The following is a 22,774-nucleotide window of genomic DNA, read 5'->3' on the forward strand; positions in this document are numbered from 1 at the left end:
GAAGACCGACGGTCAAGCCGGGCGACCCGCGGTCAGAACATCACCGGCTCCAGCGGCGCGCGCGTCGCCTCGAATTGCTTCAGCCGTTCCTCCCGCTGCGCAATGTAGCCGCGGTTGTCCGGCACGCTCATGCGCTTCTTGACGATCTGCATCTGGAAGATGAAGAAGTTCTCGTGGGTGAAGGCCATCTCGGACGCCGCCAGGTAGAATTCCCACATCCGTACAAAGCGTTCGTCGTAGAGCGCCGCCGCCTCTTGCCTGCGCGCCATGAAGCGCTCGCGCCAGTGCCGCAGCGTGTGGGCATAGTGCATCGGCAGGATCTCGATGTCGGCGACGAGCAGCCCGGCCTTCTCGACAGCCGGCATGACCTCCGCCAGAGACGGGATGTAGCCGCCGGGGAATATGTATTTTTCGATGAAGGGGCTGTTGAAGCGCATGGGAGAGGGCTGCCCGATCGAGTGAAGAACCATGACGCCGTCGTCGTCGAGCATCTCGTCGACCTTCCGGAAGAAGCGTCCGTAGTTCTGGATGCCGACATGTTCGAACATGCCGACGGAGACCAGGCGGTCGAACTTCTCCCTGTGGAGGTAGTAGTAGTCCTGAAGCTCGAAGCGAACCCGATCCGCGAGACCCCGCTTCAACGCCCGGTCCCGCGAGACGCGCAACTGCTCCTGGCTCAGCGTGATGCCGGTCACCTCGACGCCGGAGGATTCCGCCAGGTACATGGCCATCCCGCCCCATCCCGAGCCGATCTCGAGCACCCGCTGGCCAGGTTCGGCCAGGAGCTTGGCGGCGATGTGCCGCTTCTTTGCCTGTTGCGCCTCGTAGAGACTGATGCCGGGTGGATTGAAGTAGGCGCAGGAATACTGCCAGTCCTCGTCGAGAAAGAGGTCGAAGAGCTTGGCGCTCAGGTCATAGTGGTGAGCCACATTGCGCTGGTTGCGGTTGACGGGGACCGCGCGGCGCACCCTCGCCTCGGCGATCCTGTAGAGGCCGCGCCAGATCATCCCCGGCGTCAGGGCCTCGCTCAGCGTATTGTCCTTCACGAGAGCGAGCAGGTCGTAGACGTCGCCTTCTTCGAAGACCAGCCGTCCGTCCATGTAGACCTCGGCGAGCTTCAGCTGCGGGTCGGCGGCGATTTCCTCCTCCGCTTTCGCGTCGGTGAAGCGGATGGAAACGCTGCGCCCTCCACCGTTGCCGAAGGTCTGCGAGCCGACGGGGCCACTGACCGAGAGGCTGCCTTTTTTGATGATCTTGGCGAGAAGTCGACGCAGGGACGAGGTCATATTCACCTCCTAACGAAGTCTATCTAGCTGAAAGGGAAGGATTAAACGGCTGGAGTAAAATTGCAAACTGAGTCTCTGCCACAAAAGTGGCACAAAAAGAGACGCCGTCCAACAGGTGAACGGCGTCCGATCTTCCAGAGGGTGAGAATTGGCCTCAGCGACGCTTCATCGCTTCCGCCAAAGCGGCCCCCAGTGCGCCCGGAGCCGAGGCTCCTTTCGGCTCCGCCTTCATCTGCTTGGGATTGACCCTCGGTGCACCGCGATCGGCACCGCGCGGAGCAGGTGCCGCCTCACCGCCGTCCTTGCGCATGGTCAGCGCGATGCGCTTGCGCTTGGCGTCTACCTCGACCACCCGGACCTTCACGACGTCGCCGGCCTTCACCACCTCGTGCGGATCCTTGACGAAGCGGTCGGCCAGTTGCGAGACGTGCACCAGTCCATCCTGGTGCACGCCGATGTCGACGAAGGCGCCAAAGGCGGCGACATTGGTCACCGTGCCCTCCAGCAGCATTCCGGGCTTCAGGTCGCTGATCTCGTCGATCCCTTCGGCGAAGGTCGCCGTCTTGAAGCTCGGGCGCGGATCGCGGCCGGGCTTTTCCAGCTCGGCCAGGATATCCTTGACCGTCGGCAGGCCGAACTGCTCGTCGATGAACTGGCGCGGATCGAGCGCCTTCAAGGCACCGCTGTCACCCATGACCGAACGCAGGTCGCGGCCGCAGGCGGCAACGATCTTCTTGGCGACGCCATAGGCTTCCGGGTGGACCGCCGAGGCATCGAGCGGCTCCTTGCCGTTCGGGATGCGCAGGAAGCCGGCCGCCTGTTCGAAGGTGCGGTTGCCGAGGCGGGCGACCTTCAGCAGTTCCTTGCGGCTCTGGAAGGGGCCGTTCTGGTCGCGGTGCAACACGATGGCATCCGCGATCGAGCGGCTGAGGCCGGAAACACGCGCCAGGAGCGGGCTGGAGGCCGTGTTGAGATCGACCCCGACGGCGTTCACCGCATCCTCGACCACCGCATCCAGCGAGCGCGACAGCTTCCCCTGGTCGACGTCGTGCTGGTACTGGCCGACGCCGATCGACTTCGGCTCGATCTTCACCAGTTCGGCGAGCGGATCCTGCAGGCGCCGGGCGATCGAGACGGCACCGCGCAGCGAGACGTCGAGGCCGGGGAATTCGGCGGCTGCCGTCTCGGAGGCGGAATAGACGGAGGCACCGGCTTCCGAGACGATCACCTTGGTCGGCTTCACGCCCGAAGAGGACGCCGGCAGGCTGGCCAGCATGTCGGCCACCAGCTTTTCGGTTTCGCGGCTGCCGGTACCATTGCCGATGGCGATCAGATCCACTCCATGCTTGCGGATCAGGGACGCCAATTCGGCCTGCGTGCCACGGATGTCGTTGCGCGGCGGGAACGGATAGACCGTCGTCGTCTCCAGAAGCTTGCCGGTGCCATCAACGATCGCGACCTTGACGCCGGTGCGGATGCCCGGATCCAGACCCATGGTGGGGCGCGAGCCGGCGGGCGCGGCCAAGAGCAGGTCCTTCAGATTGCGGGCGAAGACGTGGATCGCCTCTTCCTCGGCGCGTTCGCGCAGTTCGCGCATCAGGTCGAGCGACAGCGAGGTGGAGAGCTTGACGCGCCAGGTCCAGCCGGCGGCTTCCATCAGCCAGAGATCGGCGGGTCCCCTGGTGCCGATCTGGAAGGTGGCGGCGATAATGCGGTGCGCAGGCTTGATCGGCGACGGATCGTCCTGATCGACCTCGATCGACAGCGTCAGGAACTCCTCGTTCCAGCCGCGCAGCATGGCAAGCGCCCGATGGCCGGGGGCCGTGGCCCAGCGCTCGGAGTGATCGAAATAATCGGAGAACTTGGCGCCGGCCTCCTGCTTGCCGTCGACCACCTTCGCCTTCAGCACGGCGCCGTTGCGCATGTGCTGGCGCAGGCGCCCGAGGAGGTCGGCATTTTCGGAGATCGCTTCGGCGACGATGTCGCGCGCGCCTTCGAGCGCCATCTTCACGTCCGTCACCTCGCCCGCCACATAGGCTTCGGCAAGCCTGGCGGGATCGGCCGTACGGTCGGCCCAGATGGCATCGGCGAGCGGCTGGAGGCCGCGTTCGCGGGCGATCTCGGCGCGGGTGCGACGCTTCGGCTTGTAGGGAAGATAGAGATCCTCGAGTTCGGCCTTGGTGGCGGCACCGGCGAGCTTGCGCGCCAGCTCGTCGGTCATCTTGCCCTGGGAGCTGATGGAATCGACGATCGAGGTCCGCCGCGCTTCCAGCTCGCGCAGATAGACCAGTCGCTCGGAAAGATTGCGCAGCTGCGTGTCGTCGAGGCCGCCGGTCACTTCCTTGCGGTAGCGCGCGATGAAGGGAACGGTGGCGCCCTCGTCGATCAGTCCGATCGCAGCGGCGGCCTGTTCGGGTCGGGCATTGATCTCCGCAGCGATTGCTGCAGCAAGGAAACGGATGTCGGCGGCCATGGCGGTCTCTCATTCTCGATTGGAGGCGCGACCATAGTCAAACTTTAAGGCATGGCAACGTGGAAGACCGGCGATTCCACAGGATGCGCGCTTGACCTTTGCGCCCCCTCCCCTTAACCGCCGCACAAGGCAAGAAGAGAGGACGAGACATGAAGGTTCTGCTGATCGGCTCCGGTGGACGCGAGCATGCGCTGGCCTGGAAACTTGCCCAATCGACGAAGCTGACGAAGCTATTTGCCGCCCCCGGCAACCCGGGCATCGCCGAGCATGCGGAGCTTGTGGCCCTCGACACCGACGATCATGCCGCCGTCATCGACTTCTGTCGTCGCGAGGACATCGGGCTCGTCGTCGTCGGCCCGGAGGCGCCGCTGGTGGCGGGTCTTGCGGACCGTCTGCGCGACGCCGGCCTTGCCGTCTTCGGACCCTCGGCGGCCGCCGCGCAGCTGGAGGGCTCCAAGGGGTTCACCAAGGACCTTTGCGCCCGCTACGATATTCCGACCGGCGCCTACCAGCGGTTCACCGATGCCGCCGCGGCCAAGGCCTATACGCGCCAGCAGGGCGCACCGATCGTCATCAAGGCGGACGGGCTTGCCGCCGGCAAGGGCGTAACCGTGGCCATGACGCTCGACGAAGCGTTGGCGGCCATCGACGACTGCTTTTCCGGCGCCTTCGGCTCGGCTGGCGCGGAAGTGGTGGTCGAAGCTTTCCTGGACGGCGAGGAAGCGAGCTTCTTCTGCCTGTCCGACGGCAAGACGGCGCTGCCGCTGGCGACCGCGCAGGACCACAAGCGCGTCGGCGAAGGCGACACCGGACCGAATACCGGCGGCATGGGCGCCTATTCCCCCGCGCCGGTGATGACAGACGAGATGGTCGCGCGGACCATGCGCGAGATCATCGAACCGACGATCCGCGGCATGGCGGAGAGTGGCCATCCTTTCACCGGCGTCTTCTTCGCCGGGCTGATGATCACCGCCAAGGGCCCGGAGCTCATCGAGTACAACGTCCGCTTCGGCGATCCGGAATGCCAGGTGCTGATGATGCGGCTGAAGAGCGATCTCCTGCCGCTCCTGCATGCCGCGGCCACGGGCACCCTCGATCAGGTCTCGGCGGAGTGGAGCGACGACGTGGCGCTGACGGTGGTGATGGCCTCGAAGGGATACCCCGGCCCTTACGACAAGAACACGCCGATCGGCCGGCTGCCGGAGACGAAGGCCGACGAGAAGATATTCCATGCCGGCACGGCGCTGAAAGACGGCGCACTCGTTGCAACGGGCGGGCGCGTCCTCAATGTGACCGCATCCGGAGCGACCGTCGTCGAGGCGCAGGCGAAGGCCTATGCCCTGGTCGACCGGCTGGAGTGGGAGAACGGTTTCTGCCGGCGCGACATCGGCTGGCAGGCGATTGCACGGGAAAAGGCCTGAGCTGTCGGTCGAGATCCTAAATCCGCAATTCGCGCCTTAACTCAAATTTTACCAGTTCTGCTGACGGGATGGAAATGCTCCTGCGCTACAGCTTCTCGATCATGAGAGGAGTCGTGCCATGCGTTTTCTGCTGACGAGTGCCCTGATCCTGGCAAGCGGGACGGCCCTGGCGTCGTCCATCACGCCGCTGGTGAGCCACGGCGGCAATGGCAGCCTCATGACCAAGAGCTGCAGCGATTGCCCTCCCCTGAAGCCCAAGGAAGAGACCAGCACCTACAAGGTCCCCGTCCTGGAATCCGGCGCACAGAAGACCGAGATCGTCGAGATCAACGGCGAGAAGAAGGTTGTGCGGACGGAAGACTGGCTGGGCGGCTCGCCGGTGGTGCACATCAGCAAGGTCTACGACTGGACGCCGACCGGCAGCTCGATGCTGGCCGGAACCACCGGTGACGGCATCGATCATGATGCCACCGTGGGTTCCGTGCATCCCGATGCGACCGCCGTGCGGGACGAAGACGAGCCGGCGCCGATCGATTTCAGCGCCCTGCAGCTTCGGCTGAACTGAACCTCCCCAGGCCTAACGGCGTGACGTCAGTTGACGTCGGCCAACATCAGCCGCTGATCTTGGAGAAGTCGGCCACCGTTGCGGTCGCCTCGCGGACGGCCTTCAAGAGCGCCAGCCGGTTGGCACGGATCGCCGTATCCTCGTCGTTGACCAGAACATCTTCAAAGAAGCGGTCGACCGGTTCTCGAAGCTTCGAAAGAGCCTCCATGGCGGAGCGGAAGTCCTCGCGGCCGATGGCGTCCGCCGCTTCCGTGGCGGCCGCAGTAATGGCCGCCCAGAGCGCCTTTTCCGCGTCGAGCCGCAGCAGGTCTTCCGAGACGCCATCGGCAACGACGGTGCCCTTCTTCTCCTCGGCAGCCAGAAGCTGCACGGCACGCTTGGTGCCGGCGAGCAGGTTCTTGCCATCTTCCGAAGTAACGAAGGCAGTCAGCGCTTCGGCACGGCGGGCCACCATCAGCAGGTCATCGGCATCGGGCGTCAGCACGGCGTCGATGATGTCGTGGCGGGCACCCTGGTCGCGCAGATAGACCTTGAGGCGGTCGTGGAAGAAGGAGAGGAGATCGCCCGCCACATCGCCGGAAAGATCGACAACCGGGAAGGTCTCGTTGATGTAGCTGTTGTCGGAGAGCGCCTGCGCCTTCTCGGAAGGCTCGCCGCTCATCGAGGAAACGACTGGCGCGGCACCTGAGCCCGGCATCGCGGCATTCATCACCGGAAGCAGGTTGAGGCGAACGTTGCGTTCCAGGATCATGCGCACCACACCGAGCGCTGCACGGCGCAGCGCATAGGAGTCCTTGGAGCCGGTCGGCTTTTCGTCGATCGCCCAGAAGCCGACCAGCGTGTCGAGCTTGTCGGCGAGCGCGACGGTGATTGCCACCTTGTCGTCCGGCACGCGATCGGAGGGACCCTGCGGCTTGTAGTGATCCTCGATGGCGGCGGCGACGGAGGCGTCCTCGCCCTGCAGCATGGCATAGCGACGGCCCATCAGGCCCTGCAGCTCGGGGAATTCGCCCACGGCCTCCGTGCGCAGATCCGCCTTGGCGAGAACTGCGGCGCGATCGACCAGGGCCGCATCGGCCCCGACGATCGGCGCCAGTTGCGAGGCCAGCGTCCGGATACGCGCGACGCGTTCGCCCTGGCTGCCGAGCTTGGCGTGGAAGGTGACGTTCAGTGCATCAAGCTTGGCCATGCGCTGATCAAGCGGCTTCTTCAGGTCGAGGCCGAATTTGTCGGCGGAGGCTTGCAGGTCCTTCAGGTCCGGCAGGTCGCCCTGGTCGCGGGTCCAGAAATGCTTGGCGTCGGAGAGGCGCGCGCGCACCACCTTGCCGTTGCCGTGCATGATCTCCTTGCCGCCGTCCTTCGCCTCGATGTTGGAGACGAGGATGAAGCGGTTGGAAAGGCCATCGGCTGCGCCCTGGGGGCGGGTGACGAAGCACTTCTGGTTGGTCTTGATCGTCAGCCGGATGATCTCGGCGGGGATCTCCAGATACTCTTCCTCGAAGGCGCCCATCAGCACATGCGGCCATTCAACGAGACCGGAGACCTCCTCGAGCAGGCCCTCGTCCTCGACCAGATCGAGGCCATTGGCGAAGGCGATGTCGCGGGCGTCGTGCAGGATCACATCCTTGCGGCGCTCGGCGTCGAGCATGACCTTCGCCTTTTCGAGGCTTGCGGCATAGTCCTCGAAACGGCGCACCGTGATGGCATCCGGCGCATGGAAGCGGTGACCATAGGTGACGTTTCCGGCGACCAGTCCGTCGATCTCGAAGGGGATGACCTGGGTCTCGTCATGCTCCGGCCCGAAGACGCAGACGATCGACTGCAGCGGGCGCACCCACCGCAGGCTTTCCGAACCCTTGCCCTCGACGCCGCCGAAGCTTGCGCCCTTCGGCATGGAGGCCGAGCCCCAGCGCATGGACCGCGGCCAGGGGAAATTGCGGATGATGCCGGGCATGACCTCGGCGATGATCTCTTCGGCGGCGCGGCCGGGCCTTGAGATCACGGCGACGTAGAAATCGCCCTTCTTCGGATCGCTGACGACCTGCGCGTCCGAGACGGAGGAAAGGCCGGCCTTGCGCAGGAACCCCTGCACCGCCTGCTCGGGCGCCTTGGTCGACGGACCCTTGATCTCCTCGCGCTGGTCGGCGGATCTTGCGTTCAATCCGCGGATGTCGAGCGTCAGGCGGCGCGGCGTCCAGTATTCGCGCGCGCCCTCGTAGGTCAGCCCTGCTTCGACCAGCGCGTCGGTGACGAGTTTTTTGAGGTCGCCGGCCGCCTTGCGCTGCATGCGGGCCGGAATTTCCTCCGAGCGGAGTTCAAGAAGCAGATCGGGCATATCATCCTTCCTCACCCTCCCCTTGCGAGAGAGGGTCGGCACGCGGTGCCGGGGTGGGGTGAAAATCGTTGGTTTTCTGCTAGCAAAGTTAGACGCCGATGCACAATGGCAAATATGGAGGAAGGCCGTGGTGGAGTGGCGACCATCTGGGCCGAAGACGGTGATCAGACAATGCTGGCCAAGGAAGCGACCAGGTGCAGCTTGTCGTAGGAGTAGGAAACGAAGACAGCCCCCGTTTCACACCCAAGTATCTTTGCCAAGATCTTCGAGTGCAGCCTCCAGGAAGCGGTCGAGACCAGAAGCGTCGGCGTCGGCTGCCGCGACCAGCAGTGCCTGTCGGCGGCATTCGTCGGCGAAACCCGGCCGATGGATATCGGGGACCCAGATCTGCACGGGACGCAGCCCCGACATCCTCAGGGCATCCCGGCGCTTCTGCACCCTTTTGCTGACAGGAGTGGACATGCGCATCTCCCTTTGTCGTCATATGCAACAGTAAACCAGGTAACTTTGGAGGTTCAAGGCGCTTCGCTACCACCCACCGCCACCGCCGCCTCCCCCGCCGCCGCCGGAAAAGCCGCCGCCGGAGGAAAAGCCGGACGAGGAGGAACTGGCCTTGGGGGCGGGAATGGTGGATGCGATGGTCGAGGCCATGGCGGAGGAGAAGCCGCCGATACGACTGCCGAAACCACCGATGCCATGGCCGCTGTACCATCCAGGTGAATAGCTGGCGGCTGCGGCACCGGCCGCGGCGGTGGCCAGCCACGTTTCGAAGTGCTCGCTCCAGGGCTTTTCGACACCGAGCGCGACGGCGTAGGGCAACAGCGTCTCGAAGTGCCGCGGCGACATTTCGGGGGCGCCGGCCATGTTCATGCGGTCCTTTTCGGCCACCGTCAGATAGGTGCGCAGACCGTCGATCTCATCCATCCGCTTGCGGCCGAGCGGCGTCGGCGCCCCCATCAGGAAGAGGAAGATGACGTTGATCAGCACGATGCCGCCGACCGAAACGAGCAGCGGCCAATGGTCGGCTCCGGAGAGATCGGCAACGATCACGACCAGAATGCCGGAAATGGCCGAGAGGGCCACGAGACCGAAGAAGCCCAGAACGACGATGGCGAGGATCTTGGCAACCAACGAACTGCCGCGCCGGAGCTTTTTGCCGAAGCTGACCGCGAAGCTGCCGAAGAAGGCTGCGAAAAAGACCGGCACCATGAAGGCGACGAGCAGTTCGGGGTCAATGTTGCCGAAGACGAACAGCATGCCGAGCGCCAGGAGGCTCAGCACCACGCCGCCGATCACATAGCCGGTGTTGGACCGGTAGTATTTGTCGCGATGCTCCTTCTCGATGGCACGGCGGAAGCTGGCGCCGACCGTCTGCACCTTGGCTCCATTGGCCTTGTCGATCACCAGTTCGTCGCCGGGGCCGCCGATCTCCTTCAGAAGCACCGCCTGCCCGACCGGCAGCTGCTTGTCGAGAGCCTTGTGGGTGCGGCGGATGGTGATGGAGCTCTGAAGGTCGTCGAGGGTGACATAGCCCTTGACCGCGAGGTCGAGGGCACTGGCCGACAGGGCCGTCCAGCCGCCACCGGAAAACCCCTTGTTGTCGATGTAGTTGACGAGCGCCGGCGAGATCCCGTCGGGCGGATCCCAGCGCGGGACCATGACGCCGCGGGCCGGATCGCGCCCGACGCGGGCCCAGTTGCGGGCGTAGTAGAGGGCGACCAGGATCAACCCGCCGAAGCCGAGAATGGCGTTGATGTTGTCGCGGAACCACCAGCTGCGCTCATCCTCGGCAGAGGGCGGTGCGATGACGCCCTTCGGAATGCCGACGACGATGGTCAGCCCCTCGTTCGGCTCCAGTGGCTGAGTCGTGGTGAAGACGGCGGTTTTGCCGCTGCTGCGCTTGCTGGCATCGGTATCGGCGCCGCCCAGCGGGCCGGTGTAGGCGATGGTCTCGGTGATGCTTGCGCCCTCGGGGAGCGTCACCCGCGCCGAGGCCTGCAGGATCCTGAACATCCAGCCGTTGCCGGTGACGTTCCAATAGAGCTCGTCGTGGTCCTCGAAGTATCGGATCTGCCGGTCCGTCCGGTAGGTGATCACATAGGTGTGCTCGCCCCGGTCGAGGAGCACGTCCGCCGAGCCGGAGTAGATGCGAATTCCGCCGGAGATGCTTTCAGTGCGCCATTCCTCCGGTTCACCGTCGCGGGTCACGGACAGCACCTCGAAATCGACGCGGATGGTGCGACCCTCGGCATTCTCCATGGTCAGCGGGAAATCCCGGAAGATGCCGCGGCGGATGTCGCGCCCCTCCGCATTGACCGTGATCGTCTCCGCCACGGTCATCTCGCCATCCGCCGCCACCTGGATGTCGGAATGGTAGGAGCGGATGTATTCAGCCGCTGCCGCCGGCAGAAGCGTGCCGCACCAGAGAAGGGCCGACAGCAGGATGCGGAGCAGCATGACGGCTTCCTAGAACTGGACGGAGGGGACGGCGCGATCGGCAGGGTCTTCGATCTCGAAATACTCGCGCTTCGCAAACCCGAACTGGCTGGCGACGATGTTGGAGGGCACGCTCTCGACCTTGACGTTCAGTTCGCGGGCAGCACCGTTGTAGTAGCGGCGCGCCATCTGGATCTCGCCCTCGATGGTTTCGAGCGAGGTCTGCAGTTCCAGGAAGTTCTGGTTGGCCTTCAGATCCGGATAGGCTTCGGCGAGCGCAAACAGCTTGCCCAGCGCCTGGGACAGCATGCCCTCGACCTCAGCACGGCCCGCGACGTCGCCTGCCGGCACGGATTGCGCCCGGTTGCGTAGCGCGACGACCTCCTCGAAGGTGGACTTCTCGTGGGCGGCATAGCCCTTGACGGTCTCGATCAGGTTCGGGATCAGGTCGGCGCGGCGCTTCAGCTGCACGTCGATGCCGGACCAGGCTTCCTCCGCCATCTGCCGCGACTTGACGAGGCTGTTGTAGAGAAAGACGCCGTAGAGAACGACCAATACGACGATGCCGAGCAGGATATACATCCAAGAATCTCCCAGAGAACTTCGCGTCCCGGCGGGACACTAGGAAGCTTTCGGGAGGCCGTCAAACGGCGGCTGTCAGGCCGCCTCTTTGCCGATGTTGATGCCGCCGGCATCCGTCAGCAGGAAGGCTTCGCCGCAGGCCTTGGCGAGCGTGCGGACGCGCAGGATGTAGCTCTGGCGTTCGGTGACGGAGATGACGCCGCGGGCATCGAGCAGGTTGAAGACATGGCTCGCCTTGATGCACTGGTCGTAAGCCGGGAAGACGCATTTGTGCAGCGTCTGGTTGGCACTCGGGGCAGGCGCGCCGGCGGCGAGCAGCGCCTGGCATTCCTTCTCGGCATCGATGAAATGCCGGTGCAGCATGGCGGTATCGGCAAATTCGAAGTTGTGCCGGGAGTATTCCTGCTCGGCCTGCAGGAAGACGTCGCCATAGGAAATCTTCTCGTCCCCTTCGCGGCCGTTGAAGTTCAGGTCGTAGACATTGTCGACGCCCTGGACATACATGGCGAGACGTTCGAGACCATAGGTCAGTTCGCCGGCGACCGGGGAGCATTCGATGCCGCAGACCTGCTGGAAATAGGTAAACTGCGAGACTTCCATGCCGTCGCACCAGCATTCCCAGCCCAGGCCCCAGGCGCCGAGCGTCGGGCTTTCCCAGTCGTCCTCCACGAAGCGCACGTCATGCAGCAGCGGATCGAGGCCGATGGCCGCGAGCGATCCGAGGTAGAGTTCCTGCAGGTTCGACGGGTTCGGCTTCAGGATGACCTGATACTGGTAATAATGCTGCAGACGGTTCGGGTTCTCGCCGTAGCGGCCGTCCGAGGGCCGGCGCGACGGCTGCACGTAGGCGGCCTTCCAGGGCTTCGGTCCCAGCGCCCGCAGGGTGGTGGCCGGGTGGAAGGTGCCTGCGCCGACTTCCATGTCGTAGGGCTGCAGCACGGCGCAGCCCTTGTCGGCCCAATAGTTGTGGAGCGCGAGGATCAGCCCCTGGAAGGAGCGGGTCGGGGACATGTGGTCGGGAAGATCAGTCATCGCTTATCGCCGGCATCTGGGATTTTCTTTGCCGACGAGTGCCACGCAGAGGCATTGGGGTCAAGGTTTATGCCCCGGCCGGTCCTCAATAAGCGCGCGGCGACGACGGCCCTGGTGCTCGACGCAGGATCAGCTGCGAGATCAGCTGGTCGCGACGGTCGCTGTCGGTGATCTGGGCAAGAAGGTTGGTTGTCTCCAGGGAGATACGCTGGCTGCGTTCGGCCTGGATGACCTCGCTGATATGACGCTGGGCCTTCAGCGAGTTCAGGAAAAAGGCGATGGCCATGGCCTCAACCATGAGGGCACCCGCCAGATAGGGCATATGTGTGTCCCAGTTTCCCGCATCGGGTGCCAGCAGCGAAAACATGATGATCAGCAGGCCGATCAGCGCAAAGACGAGGCTGAAATAGAAGCTGACATTGATCCGTCGCACCTGCGCGGAAAGAAAGTCGTTGGCTTTCCCGGCCCCACTGTCGGCCGGTCGGTCCGTCTGCTCGATCGTCAAGGCGATCTCCGAATAGGAGAGCCTGCTTTTTCGGATTGCGACGGTCAGGAAGTAAAGGATGCCAATGCAGCACAGCAGCAGGATCGAGGAGAAGAACACGGCCTGCAGAGAGAAGAGGAACTCGAGCCACTGCATTTTCGATACCCGGATGCGACACTAGACTTCTTTGCTAGCAGTCTGCCGGAAGCTCAACAATTACTAAATCTAGCAAGGATTGGCGACGCCGGTGGCGCCTACTCGTCGTCCCGCTTGACCCGATACTCGCCTGTTTCAGGGTCCTGCACGAGGGTGCCTGCAGCGCCGGTCTCGCGTTCCTTCTTCCGCTCGCTGGACCGCGCCGTCAGCTTCTCGGCATCCTGCACGAAGCGCCTGTAGAGAAGCCAGCCGCCGCCGACGATCACAATGAAGAATATAAGCTGCACCATCTCCCCCTGCCTCCGCGCACCGCCCTTAGAGCCCGTACCGGTTCCACATTGCCTTTTCCTCGAGCGTCTGCGCAAGCCCCGAGGCGGCACCGGCCGCAATCGCATCGGCCCCCATGACGCCCGGAAGGCGGCGGCCGAAGAAGTTGCGGGCGCCGCCGACAAGCTCCAGCCTCGTCTTGGGGCCATAGCGACGCTTCAGCGTCTCGCGCATCTCGCCCAGTCCGTCGATCAGGCCGAGTTCCAGGCCGCGCCCGCCGGTCCAGAACAGGCCGGAAAACACCGTCTCGTCCTCGGAAAGGCGGCTGCCGCGGCGCAGCTTCACCATGTCGATGAAGACCTTGTGTATCTCCAGCTGCAGCGTCTTCAGGTATTCGATGTCGCCTTCCTTTTCCGGCTGGAAGGGGTCTAGGATCACCTTGTTCTCACCGGCCGTATAGACGCGGCGTTCGACGCCGATCTTGCGCAGCAGTTCGGGGAAACCGAAGCCGCCGGAGACGACGCCAATGGAGCCGACGATCGAGGTGGGATCGGCAAAGATCTCGTCGCCGGCAAGCGCGATCATGTAGCCGCCGGAAGCCGCGACGTCCTCGACGAAGATCAGGACCTTCTTGTTCTTTTCCTCCGCCAGCGCGCGGATGCGCTGGTAGATCAGCCGCGACTGGACGGGCGAACCGCCGGGGGAGTTGATGGAGATGGCAACGGCGGGCGCATCCTTGCGGGAGAAGGCCTTTTCCAGCATCGGCGCGACGGCCGCGAGATTGAGGGTCGGCCGAAACTGGCTGCCGCCTGTCATGATCACGCCCTGCAGCCTGACGACGGGGATCGCGACCCCCTCCTTGCGGAAACGCTTCGGCATCACACGCGACAACAGACCAGCCATTTCAAATCCTTCTTCCGAACCTTGGTAGACACAGATGTATGGTCAGCAAGTCCAAACGCAATGGCATGGCCGCTTTATTCAGCGCCTGCGGGCGTAGGCGCTGCGGCCGTTGTTGAGGTCGTCGGCCTGGCGGTTGAAGGCATGCCCCTCGTCACCGTGGACGATGAGCGGCGCACGGAACACGAGCCTTGCCCGCGAGCCCTTGATCGCTGTCACCAGCAGCCGCGTTGCATCCTCGGACGGCCGGGGGTGGACAACCGTAATCTCCAGTCCGCCGAAACGCCTGCCACAGGCGGCGATGATCTCCGCGATCGACTGCGGCCTGGCGATCAGCGACAGCTGGCCGCCGGGGCGGGTTATGGCGCAGGCGGTCCTGATCCAGCTCTCGAACAGGCCCTCGCTCATGGCGTGCGCTTCGGCCTTCAGCGCATCCGGCGTCAGCCGGTCGGCCGGATCGTTGAAGGGCGGGTTCATGATGACGTGATCGTGAACCTCGTCCAAAAGGCCTGCAGCAACGCGGGCCTTGCCGCTGACGGTGACATCCGCCTCCAGGACCGTCACCCTGGGCGCCAGCTCTGCATTCTCGGCAAGATCGAGCGTCTTGCGCGCATAGCCGGCCATCTGGGAGGAGCGTTCCACCAGCAGAACCGTCGCCTGCGCAAGCCGTGACACGACGGCAAGGCCCGCAGCGCCGGCCCCTGCCCCGAGATCCGCCACGGAGACCGGGCCTGCGGCATCCACCAGCGAGGCCAGCAACATGGCATCGACACCGGAGCGATGCCCGGCACCCTTCGGCTGCACGACGTGAAAGCGTCCGCGGTGGAAGGCGTCGACCGTCTCGTTCATGCCGGCCGGTCCCGCAGCTCCCCTGCCAGTCCGGCATCGGTTAAGATTCCCCGCGCTTCGTCCGCCCGGTCATCCTCGACCAGGAGGCGGCGCGGCAGGAGGCCGAGAGATCCTTCCAGAATGCTCATGGTCTGGTCAGCGATCATGCAGTGAATGCCCGCGTCGCGCATCAGGCTCTCGGCAAAGGAGAGCAGCACCGCATCATTGGTCCGAATGAGTTCCTGCATGAATCCGATTTCACATTTCAATGTTTGGCAATTGGCGCTGGGGACGCTATAGGGCCAGTTCTATAGTCCGTCACGGCATTTGAACAGGAGAGCGGATCCTTGGGCCTCGTCGTATCGCTTGAAGAAGGCAAGAAGAAGCCGGCTTCCGTCAAGCCACTCGTCGATCTGACGAAGGCGGACATGGAGCGGGTGAACCAGCTGATCCTGTCCAAGGCAGGTTCGGATGTCCAGATGATCCCGGAGGTGGCCAACCACCTGATCTCCTCCGGCGGCAAGCGGCTGAGGCCGATGCTGACGCTGGCTGCGGCCGCCATGTGCGGCTACGAAGGCGACGCGCACGTCAAGCTCGCCACCAGTGTCGAATTCATGCATACGGCAACCCTTCTGCATGACGACGTCGTGGACGAAAGCGACCTCAGGCGCGGCAGTTCCACCGCCCGCACGATCTGGGGCAATCAGGCGAGCGTGCTGGTCGGCGACTTCCTGCTCGGCCAGGCATTCCGGATGATGGTCGACGTCGGCTCGCTCGAGGCGCTCGACGTCCTGGCCACCGCGGCATCGGTGATCGCCGAAGGCGAGGTGCTGCAGCTTTCCGTCGCCAAGAACATGGAGACGACGGAGGACGACTATCTCTCCGTCATCCGCGCGAAGACCGCTGCCCTCTTTGCAGCGGCAGCCGAAGTCGGTCCGATCATCGCCAGGACGGACAAGGCCGAGCGCAATGCGCTGAAATCCTACGGCATGAACCTCGGGCTCGCCTTCCAGCTGGTCGACGATGCGCTGGACTACGGCGGCACGGCGGCAGATCTGGGCAAGAACGTCGGCGACGACTTCCGCGAGGGCAAGATCACCCTGCCGGTCATTCTCGCCTATCGCCGCGGCACGACCGAAGAGCGCGACTTCTGGCGGAATGCCATCGAGAAGGGCGAGAGCACCGAGGAAAACCTCAAGCATGCTCTGGGCCTGATCACCAAATACGACGCGCTGAACGACACGATCGCACGGGCCGTCCACTACGGCACCATCGCTCGGGATGCGCTGGCACCGCTGCCCGCTTCCGCTCACAAGGCGGCACTGATGGAAGTGATCGATTTCTCCATCCAGCGCGTCAACTGATCGTCAGACGGCCGCAAGTTTCTTGCGGTGCTGCGCCAAAAAAGCCATTCTGTCGTGAATGAATCGGTGCGGGACGTCGAGGCGACCAGCCGCCACGTCACATTAACGAAAGGCACCTTTATGCGGCAGAGCTCCACTCTTTTCCTGCTTTCCGGCACAGCGTTGGTCACGGCCCTGTTTTTTGCAAGCGCGCCGAATGCAGCCACGCCCGAGGCAAAGCCGGCGCAAGAAGAGGTCACCTTCGAGGCCGAGAATGTCGGGTCCTTCGCCGGCGCCTTCCTGGCCGCCAGGACGGCCGACGTCGACCACGACTACAAGACGGCCATCACGCTCTACCGCAAGGCACTGGAGTTCGACCCCGCGAACATCGAGATCCGCGAAAGGCTGATGATTTCGCTGCTGCTCAACGGGCAGTTCGAGGATGGCCTTGCGGAAGCCGAGGCGCTGAAGGAAGACGAAGCCGTCGAGCGGATCACCACGATCGTGCGCGGCCTCGACGCCATCCGCGACGGCCGGTTCGACGAGGCCAAGACGCTTGTCGCCTACAAGGGGCCCAATGATCTCGACCGCCTGACCCAGACGCTGATCGGCGCCTGGGCAGACGTCGGTGCCGGCAAGGGCAAGCAGGCGATGGACACGATCGCCAAGATGTCGGGGCCAGACTGGTTCAAGGTGTTCACCGATTACCACCTCGGCGCCATGGCGATCGAGATGGGCGAGCCCGGCACCGCCCGCGATCACCTGACCGCCGCCATCACCAGCCAGGAAGCCGTTGCCACAGCGCCCGACACCTTCATGCGCGCCGTCATGGCTCTGGCCCGGCTGGAAGCTGCGGAAGGCAACAAGCAGAAGGCACTCGACGCGATCTCCGTCGGCGACGGAATGATCAGCAACTATGCTCCGCTGAAGGCGCTTCGCGAGAGCATCGAGAACGGCGAGACCCCCGAGCAGCAGATCAGCGATGCCGCTGACGGTGCCGCCGCCGTGCTGTTTTCCGTGGGTGCCGCGCTGAACCGGCAGGGCAGCGAGGACATGGTCTCGCTCTACCTGCAGCTCTCCCATTCCATCGACCAGGACAGTGCCGATACGCTGATCCTGCTTGGCGGCATCGCCGAAAAGCTGGAACAGCCGGAACGGGCGATCGGCTATTACGAGCAGGTGCCGGAGGATTCGCCGATGCGGCGGATTTCCGAACTGCAGCTCGGTCTGGCGCTGGCCGGCACCGACAAGGTGGAGGACGCGCGGGAGCACCTGAAGGAACTGATCGCCTCCGACCCTTCCGACCTGCGCAGCTACCTCGCCTATGGCAGCGTGCTTTCCGACGCCAAGGACTACGAGGCGATGGCCGCCAACTACGACAAGGCAGTGGAGGTGATCGGCCCGGTTGCCGGTCCCGGCGACTGGACGATCTACTTCCAGCGCGGCATCGCCTATGAGCGTCTGAAGAAATGGGAGCAGGCCGAGCCCAACTTCCTCAAGGCGCTGGAGCTCAATGCGGAGCAGCCGCAGGTGCTGAACTACCTGGGCTATTCCTGGGTGGACATGAACCGCAATCTGGAAGACGGGCTCGACATGATCCGCCGCGCGGTGGAGCTGCGGCCGGACGATGGTTATGTGGTCGATTCGCTCGGCTGGGCCTACTATCGCATGGGTCGTTTCGAGGATGCCGTGACGGAACTCGAGCGTGCCGTACAGCTGCGCGCCGGCGACGCCACGATCAACGATCACCTTGGCGACGCCTACTGGCGCGTGGGCCGCAAGCTGGAGGCCGTCTACCAGTGGAACCGGGCGCTGATCTCCGAGGGCGAAGACGTCAACCGCGAGCAGATCAACGAGAAGATCAAGGAGGGCCTGCCGCCGCTCGATCCAACGGCGACGACGGCTGACAAGAGCCCGGCAGAACCCGCCGCACCGGCCCCTGCCCCCGCACAGCCCGACAAGAAATCCTGACGGCAATGCTCGTTCGTCCGGGCGCGCAGGAGCCGAAGGACATCCTGCCGTCGCCAGTCACCGAACTGGCGACGGCGAAGATCAATCTTGCGCTGCACGTCACGGGCCAGCGGGCCGATGGCTATCACCTGCTGGACAGCATCGTCACCTTCGCCGATATCGGCGACCGTCTGCATTTTTCCGCATCGGGAGAGGATGTCTTCAGCCTGTCGGGACGGTTTTCCGAGACGCTTGCCACCGAAGCCGGGAGCAATCTCGTCATCCGCGCCCGCGATGGCCTTCGCAGCCTGCTCGCGGCGGCGGGTTTTGAGACACCTCCGGTCGCCATCCATCTGGAGAAGAACCTTCCCGTCGCCTCCGGCATCGGTGGCGGCTCTGCCGATGCCGCCGCCACGCTGAGGGGATTGCTGCGCTTCTGGCAGGCGGAGCTGCCGCCCGCCGATCTGGCGCGGCTTGCACTCTCGCTCGGCGCCGACGTGCCGATGTGCCTGCAAGGGAAGCCGTTGATTGCGCGCGGCATCGGCGACGACCTCACCCCTCTCCCGGATCTGCCGCGGCTTGCGCTGGTGCTGGGCAATCCGCTCTGCAGCGTTTCCACTCCGCAGGTGTTCGCGCGGCTGGCATCGAAACAGAACATGCCGTTGCCGCCGCTGGAGAACGGCGACTGGATCCGCATCCTTCCGACGCTCCGCAATGACCTGGAGGAACCGGCACGGGAACTGGCACCGCAGATCGGAGAACTCTCGGTCCTGCTGGATGGCGAAGGCTCGCTGCTGACGCGGATGTCGGGCTCCGGTGCCACCTGTTTTGGCGTCTTTGCCTCCCGAGCAGAGGCCGACCGGGCCGCCGCCCGTCTTCAAGCCTTGAAACCCGCATGGTATTTCCAAGCCACGACAACCGTGTCCGGAGCCTGACATGAGCCGCATTGACGAGAGCCGTTCCTTCATTCCCGTCGGCATCGCCGTGCTCACCGTCTCCGATACCCGCACGCCCGAGACCGACAAGTCCGGTGACACGCTCGTCGACCGCATCACCCGGGCCGGGCATGTGCTACGCGCCCGCGCCATCGTGGCGGACGACAAACAGGAGATTGCGGCCAGAGTGCACGCATGGACACTGGATCCGGAGATCGACGTGGTGATCACCACCGGCGGCACGGGCTTCACCGGTCGCGACGTGACGCCGGAAGCGCTGGAGCCTCTGTTCGAAAAGCGGATGGACGGGTTTTCGGAGGTCTTCCACCGGATTTCCTACGACAAGATCGGCACCTCGACCATCCAGTCGCGGGCGACCGGCGGCGTTGCCAATGCCACCTTCATCTTCGTGCTGCCGGGTTCGCCGGGTGCCTGCAAGGATGCCTGGGACGGCATTCTGGAAGCACAGCTGGACTACCGCCACATGCCCTGCAATTTCATCGAGATCATGCCGCGGCTGGACGAGCACCTGCGCCGCGGCGGCGCTTGAGGGTCAGCCCGCCGCCCGCGCCACCCGCGCCGGAACGAGCTCGCTTCTGAGCCTGATAGGCTTCAGCCCGCCCACCAGCGACACCAGACTGGTGCCCGAGCGGGCAGCCGCCAGAGCCTGCCCCTTCGGCATCAGCAAGCCGTGCTCCAGAGGCGGAGCGCTGTTGAGGATGCGTCGCAGGAAGGGCCGCCGGTAGTGATGTGCCAGCGAGAACTGCGCCGGCTTCTGGTTCAGGGCGATGTACTCCAGAACCTCGTCGATCCAGCCATTCTGAAGCCGGGCTCCCGCCTCGACGAACAGCAGCCATTCGCCACGCGCCGTGCCCAGGACATCGGGAAGCTTCCAGTCGCTGTGGAAGCGGCAGCCCGCGGCATCCGCAACGCGGGCCGAACCATCCGACGACCCGCGATCCAGCACGACCACGTCACTGACCAGCCCCTCGACGGCTGCAGAGACCAGACCTGAAAGGGTCTGCGCCAGTTCGCTTTCCTGATCGTGGCATTCCATGACAACTGTCAGCATCCTTCACCTCTAACGCATTGCAACATGGATTTCCACAGCGCCGTTCCGCAGTTTGTTCTTGCATTGTTCTCTTTTCCGGTTTAGGAATCTGCCCATGACGAAGGGCATCATTCCCTTCCGGAGCCTCACATGAACGAGCTGTCCCAGTTGAGGCAGGCCGCATTCGCGCCTGCTCATACGGCTGATATTGCCGACGCATTGGTGAATTCTTCCGGCCTGCGGATCGACGTCGACCGGCGCCGAGGCAGGGGTGCGGGCCTCAACCCGAGCGGCCGCTTCGAGACAGAACGCCGCGAGGCCTTCGACGATGGCTGGCAGACGCTGGAGGAACTGGCGCCGTTTCGCACCGAGGTGCAGGTGGAGAAGCCGCGCACCGCGATTACCCGCAACGAATCACCCGACATCTCCTTCGACCGCTCGATCAATCCCTATCGCGGCTGCGAGCATGGCTGCATCTACTGCTTTGCCCGGCCGACACACAGCTTCATGGGACTTTCCCCGGGCCTCGATTTCGAGGCGAAGCTGTTTGCCAAGCCGGATGTGCCGAAGCTCCTGGAGCGGGAACTGAGCCGGCCGGACTACAAGGTGCGGGCGATCGCGATCGGCACGAATACCGACCCTTACCAGCCGATCGAGCGGGAGTGGCGCATCATGCGGCAGATCCTCGAGGTACTGCAGAAGGCCAATCATCCGGTGGCGATCGTCACGAAGTCGTCGCTGGTCGTACGCGACATCGACATCCTCTCGGAGATGGCCTCGAAGGGCCTGGCGAAGGTCGGCATTTCAGTCACCACCCTCGACCGCAAGCTCGCCCGCTCCATGGAGCCGCGCGCCTCGACGCCGAGCCGACGACTTGAGGCAATCAAGGCGCTGACCGATGCCGGGATCCCGACGGCGGTGATGGCGGCTCCGGTCATTCCCGGTCTCAACGATCACGAGATCGAGCGCATCCTGGATGCCGGGCACGCTGCCGGTGCGACGGAGGCAAGCTATGTGCTGCTGCGGCTGCCGCTGGAGGTGAGCCCGCTGTTTCGCGACTGGTTGCTGCGCAATTATCCCGATCGCTACCGGCACGTCATGTCGCTGGTGCGTTCGATGCGCGGCGGCAAGGACTACGACGCCGATTTCGGCAAGCGCATGAAGGGCTCCGGCCCCTATGCCTGGCAGATCGGCCGACGCTTCGAGATGGCCACCAAGCGGCTCGGCATGGGCCGCCGCGGCATGCCGCTCCGGGACGATCTCTTCATCCGGCCAGACGGCGGCGGCATCCAGCTGTCGCTGCTCTAGAGGATCACACGACTTGCCGGGGCTCTGATCCGCTCCGGTGGGGTTCGGCGCGGACGCCGCCTCCGTCCACCGCCGAAAAATGCTCCGGCCCCCGCCTCCCCGTGGTGGGACAGTGTACCGCATCACACTCTGCCGGGGCTTGCAGGAGATCGGGTGGGCGTGCGAGTTTGCCGCCATGTTAGCTCGCACGCCCCCCGATTCTCCCATGCTCTTCGAAGAGGCTCCGCTCGTCCCGGATTTCAGCCTCGAGCTCGTCGCCAGACAGGCGGGCCACTGGCCTGTGGCCGGTACCGACGAAGCGGGGCGAGGCCCACTTGCAGGACCGGTGGTCGCCGCGGCGGTCATCCTAGACCCCAACAATATTCCCGAGGGTCTCAACGATTCCAAGCAGCTGACGGCGGCGCAGCGCGAGCGGCTGTTCGAAGCGATCATGGAGACTGCCGAAGTCTCGATCGCCGCCTCGGGACCGCGTCATATCGACGAGCGCAATATCCTGAAGGCGAGCCTCGACGCCATGCGCCGCGCCGTGGCGGGCCTTGCGGTGACGCCGGCCTATGTGCTGACGGATGGTCGCGATGTTCCCCAGGGTCTCTGCTGCCCCGGCAAGGCGGTGATCCGCGGCGATTCGCGCTCGGTCTCGATCGCTGCTGCCTCGATCATCGCCAAGGTGACGCGCGACCGGATGATGACGCGCGCACACGCGGTGTTTCCACTCTATGGTTTCAACAGCCATTCCGGATACGGCACGGCCCAGCATCGCGCGGGGATCGAGGCGCATGGCCCTTGCGTCCTCCACCGGATGAGCTTTCGGCCGCTGCGGCGCGATCCGGTCGTCGAACAACCTCTGCCGGCCGTTTCGGACGAACCCTGAGAACGCCATAAAAAAAGGCCGTGCTGGGCACGGCCTTCTCGATTGTCATGAACAGAAACGGTATCAGTTCAGGCGCGACTGCACGCTGCCGACGGAATCCTTGAACAGGGTTTCCTGCGTCGCGGCATCGGTCTTCTTGACGATGATCTTCTCGGCTGCAGCGATGGCGAGATCGACAGCCGCGGAGCGAACCGCCGCGATGGCATCTGCTTCGGCCTGCCTGATCTTCTGCTCCGAGAGCGCGTTGCGACGAGCGACGAACTCCTCCGTCTTCTGGCGCGCTTCCTCGGTCAGCATCGTGGCCTCGCGTTCTGCCGCGGCCACGATTTCCCGTGCTTCGGCTTCCGCTTCCTTGCGCTTGCGCTGGTATTCGGCCAGCAGCTGCTGGGCTTCCTCGCGAAGGCGCTTGGCATCTGCAAGTTCGTTGCGGATGTTGTCGGCGCGCTGGTCCAGAGACTTGCCGATCATGCCCGGCACCTTCAGATAGACCAGCAGCACGAAGAACAGAATGAGGCCGACGAGGGCGAAGAATGTTGCGTCAAACGCCATGG

The 22,774-nt window shown here is 64.5% G+C and carries 22 protein-coding genes; 8 read left to right on the forward strand and 14 right to left on the reverse strand.

Features of this window, described 5'->3' with window-relative positions; genetic code table 11:
- Positions 1-32: 32 nt before the first annotated feature.
- Positions 33-1,286: an SAM-dependent methyltransferase gene (locus tag EO99_RS0103010; RefSeq protein WP_029617168.1), complete on the reverse strand. Its 1,254-nt coding sequence runs from the start codon at positions 1,284-1,286 to the stop codon at positions 33-35.
- 154 nt (positions 1,287-1,440) lie between these two features.
- Complete coding sequence (locus EO99_RS0103015; protein WP_029617169.1) at positions 1,441-3,759, reverse strand: Tex family protein; 2,319 nt, start codon at positions 3,757-3,759, stop codon at positions 1,441-1,443.
- 149 nt (positions 3,760-3,908) lie between these two features.
- On the opposite strand from EO99_RS0103015, the gene purD reads away from it, so the two are divergent.
- Positions 3,909-5,180, forward strand: a complete 1,272-nt coding sequence (gene purD, locus EO99_RS0103020) for a phosphoribosylamine--glycine ligase (protein ID WP_029617170.1) — start codon at positions 3,909-3,911, stop codon at positions 5,178-5,180.
- Positions 5,181-5,298: 118 nt separating this feature from the next.
- Positions 5,299-5,745, forward strand: coding sequence for a plant virulence effector HPE1-like domain-containing protein (locus EO99_RS0103025; RefSeq protein ID WP_029617171.1), 447 nt, complete (start codon positions 5,299-5,301; stop codon positions 5,743-5,745).
- Positions 5,746-5,791: 46 nt separating this feature from the next.
- On the opposite strand, the gene glyS is transcribed toward EO99_RS0103025, so the two are convergent.
- From glyS to EO99_RS0103075, 10 genes are all read right to left on the reverse strand, one after another.
- Complete coding sequence (glyS, locus tag EO99_RS0103030; protein WP_029617172.1) at positions 5,792-8,080, reverse strand: glycine--tRNA ligase subunit beta; 2,289 nt, start codon at positions 8,078-8,080, stop codon at positions 5,792-5,794.
- A gap of 237 nt (positions 8,081-8,317) precedes the next feature.
- Complete coding sequence (locus EO99_RS0103035) at positions 8,318-8,542, reverse strand: antitoxin MazE family protein (RefSeq protein WP_029617173.1); 225 nt, start codon at positions 8,540-8,542, stop codon at positions 8,318-8,320.
- Positions 8,543-8,608: 66 nt separating this feature from the next.
- Positions 8,609-10,537 carry a DUF2207 domain-containing protein gene (locus tag EO99_RS0103040; protein ID WP_029617174.1) on the reverse strand — a complete coding sequence of 643 codons (1,929 nt, stop codon included), beginning with the start codon at positions 10,535-10,537 and terminating at the stop codon, positions 8,609-8,611.
- A 9-nt stretch (positions 10,538-10,546) separates the two neighbouring features.
- Positions 10,547-11,098 carry a LemA family protein gene (locus EO99_RS0103045; protein ID WP_029617175.1) on the reverse strand — a complete coding sequence of 184 codons (552 nt, stop codon included), beginning with the start codon at positions 11,096-11,098 and terminating at the stop codon, positions 10,547-10,549.
- A 75-nt stretch (positions 11,099-11,173) separates the two neighbouring features.
- Positions 11,174-12,130 carry a glycine--tRNA ligase subunit alpha gene (locus tag EO99_RS0103050; RefSeq protein WP_029617176.1) on the reverse strand — a complete coding sequence of 319 codons (957 nt, stop codon included), beginning with the start codon at positions 12,128-12,130 and terminating at the stop codon, positions 11,174-11,176.
- A gap of 85 nt (positions 12,131-12,215) precedes the next feature.
- Positions 12,216-12,770, reverse strand: coding sequence for a hypothetical protein (locus EO99_RS0103055; RefSeq protein WP_029617177.1), 555 nt, complete (start codon positions 12,768-12,770; stop codon positions 12,216-12,218).
- Positions 12,771-12,868: 98 nt separating this feature from the next.
- Positions 12,869-13,060 (reverse strand): NfeD family protein, encoded by a 192-nt coding sequence (locus EO99_RS0103060; protein ID WP_029617178.1) that lies wholly within the window; start codon positions 13,058-13,060, stop codon positions 12,869-12,871.
- 25 nt (positions 13,061-13,085) lie between these two features.
- A complete protein-coding gene (locus EO99_RS0103065) occupies positions 13,086-13,940 on the reverse strand; it encodes a S49 family peptidase (protein ID WP_029617179.1) in 855 nt (284 codons plus the stop codon).
- Positions 13,941-14,018: 78 nt separating this feature from the next.
- A complete protein-coding gene (locus EO99_RS0103070) occupies positions 14,019-14,786 on the reverse strand; it encodes a tRNA1(Val) (adenine(37)-N6)-methyltransferase (RefSeq protein ID WP_029617180.1) in 768 nt (255 codons plus the stop codon).
- Positions 14,783-15,013: a putative signal transducing protein gene (locus EO99_RS0103075; protein WP_029617181.1), complete on the reverse strand. Its 231-nt coding sequence runs from the start codon at positions 15,011-15,013 to the stop codon at positions 14,783-14,785. The genes EO99_RS0103070 and EO99_RS0103075 overlap by 4 nt, the downstream gene beginning before the upstream one ends.
- A 99-nt stretch (positions 15,014-15,112) precedes the next feature.
- Here EO99_RS0103075 and EO99_RS0103080 point away from each other — a divergent pair, with 99 nt between their 5' ends.
- From EO99_RS0103080 to moaB, 4 genes are all read left to right on the forward strand, one after another.
- On the forward strand, positions 15,113-16,129 hold the full coding sequence (locus tag EO99_RS0103080) for a polyprenyl synthetase family protein (RefSeq protein WP_029617182.1): 1,017 nt from the start codon (positions 15,113-15,115) through the stop codon (positions 16,127-16,129).
- Positions 16,130-16,249: 120 nt separating this feature from the next.
- Positions 16,250-18,079 carry a tetratricopeptide repeat protein gene (locus EO99_RS0103085; RefSeq protein ID WP_029617183.1) on the forward strand — a complete coding sequence of 610 codons (1,830 nt, stop codon included), beginning with the start codon at positions 16,250-16,252 and terminating at the stop codon, positions 18,077-18,079.
- Between the two features lie 5 nt (positions 18,080-18,084).
- Entirely contained in the window at positions 18,085-18,993 is a 909-nt protein-coding gene (locus EO99_RS0103090) for a 4-(cytidine 5'-diphospho)-2-C-methyl-D-erythritol kinase (RefSeq protein WP_051679682.1), read from the forward strand.
- Between the two features lies 1 nt (position 18,994).
- Positions 18,995-19,543 (forward strand): molybdenum cofactor biosynthesis protein B, encoded by a 549-nt coding sequence (moaB, locus tag EO99_RS0103095; protein ID WP_029617185.1) that lies wholly within the window; start codon positions 18,995-18,997, stop codon positions 19,541-19,543.
- 3 nt (positions 19,544-19,546) lie between these two features.
- On the opposite strand, the gene EO99_RS0103100 is transcribed toward moaB, so the two are convergent.
- Positions 19,547-20,065: a glycosyltransferase family protein gene (locus EO99_RS0103100; protein WP_029617186.1), complete on the reverse strand. Its 519-nt coding sequence runs from the start codon at positions 20,063-20,065 to the stop codon at positions 19,547-19,549.
- Between the two features lie 129 nt (positions 20,066-20,194).
- Between EO99_RS0103100 and EO99_RS0103105 the strand changes: the two genes are divergently transcribed.
- Both EO99_RS0103105 and EO99_RS0103110 read left to right on the forward strand, forming a co-directional pair.
- On the forward strand, positions 20,195-21,352 hold the full coding sequence (locus EO99_RS0103105) for a PA0069 family radical SAM protein (RefSeq protein ID WP_029617187.1): 1,158 nt from the start codon (positions 20,195-20,197) through the stop codon (positions 21,350-21,352).
- Between the two features lie 175 nt (positions 21,353-21,527).
- The gene (locus EO99_RS0103110; RefSeq protein WP_029617188.1) at positions 21,528-22,223 is read left to right on the forward strand and encodes a ribonuclease HII; all 696 of its coding nucleotides are present in this window, start codon (positions 21,528-21,530) and stop codon (positions 22,221-22,223) included.
- Between the two features lie 63 nt (positions 22,224-22,286).
- On the opposite strand, the gene EO99_RS0103115 is transcribed toward EO99_RS0103110, so the two are convergent.
- Entirely contained in the window at positions 22,287-22,772 is a 486-nt protein-coding gene (locus tag EO99_RS0103115) for a F0F1 ATP synthase subunit B (protein WP_029617189.1), read from the reverse strand.
- Positions 22,773-22,774 lie beyond the last annotated feature (2 nt).

Source organism: Pseudorhizobium marinum, assembly GCF_000705355.1.
Classification (GTDB): domain Bacteria; phylum Pseudomonadota; class Alphaproteobacteria; order Rhizobiales; family Rhizobiaceae; genus Neorhizobium; species Neorhizobium pelagicum.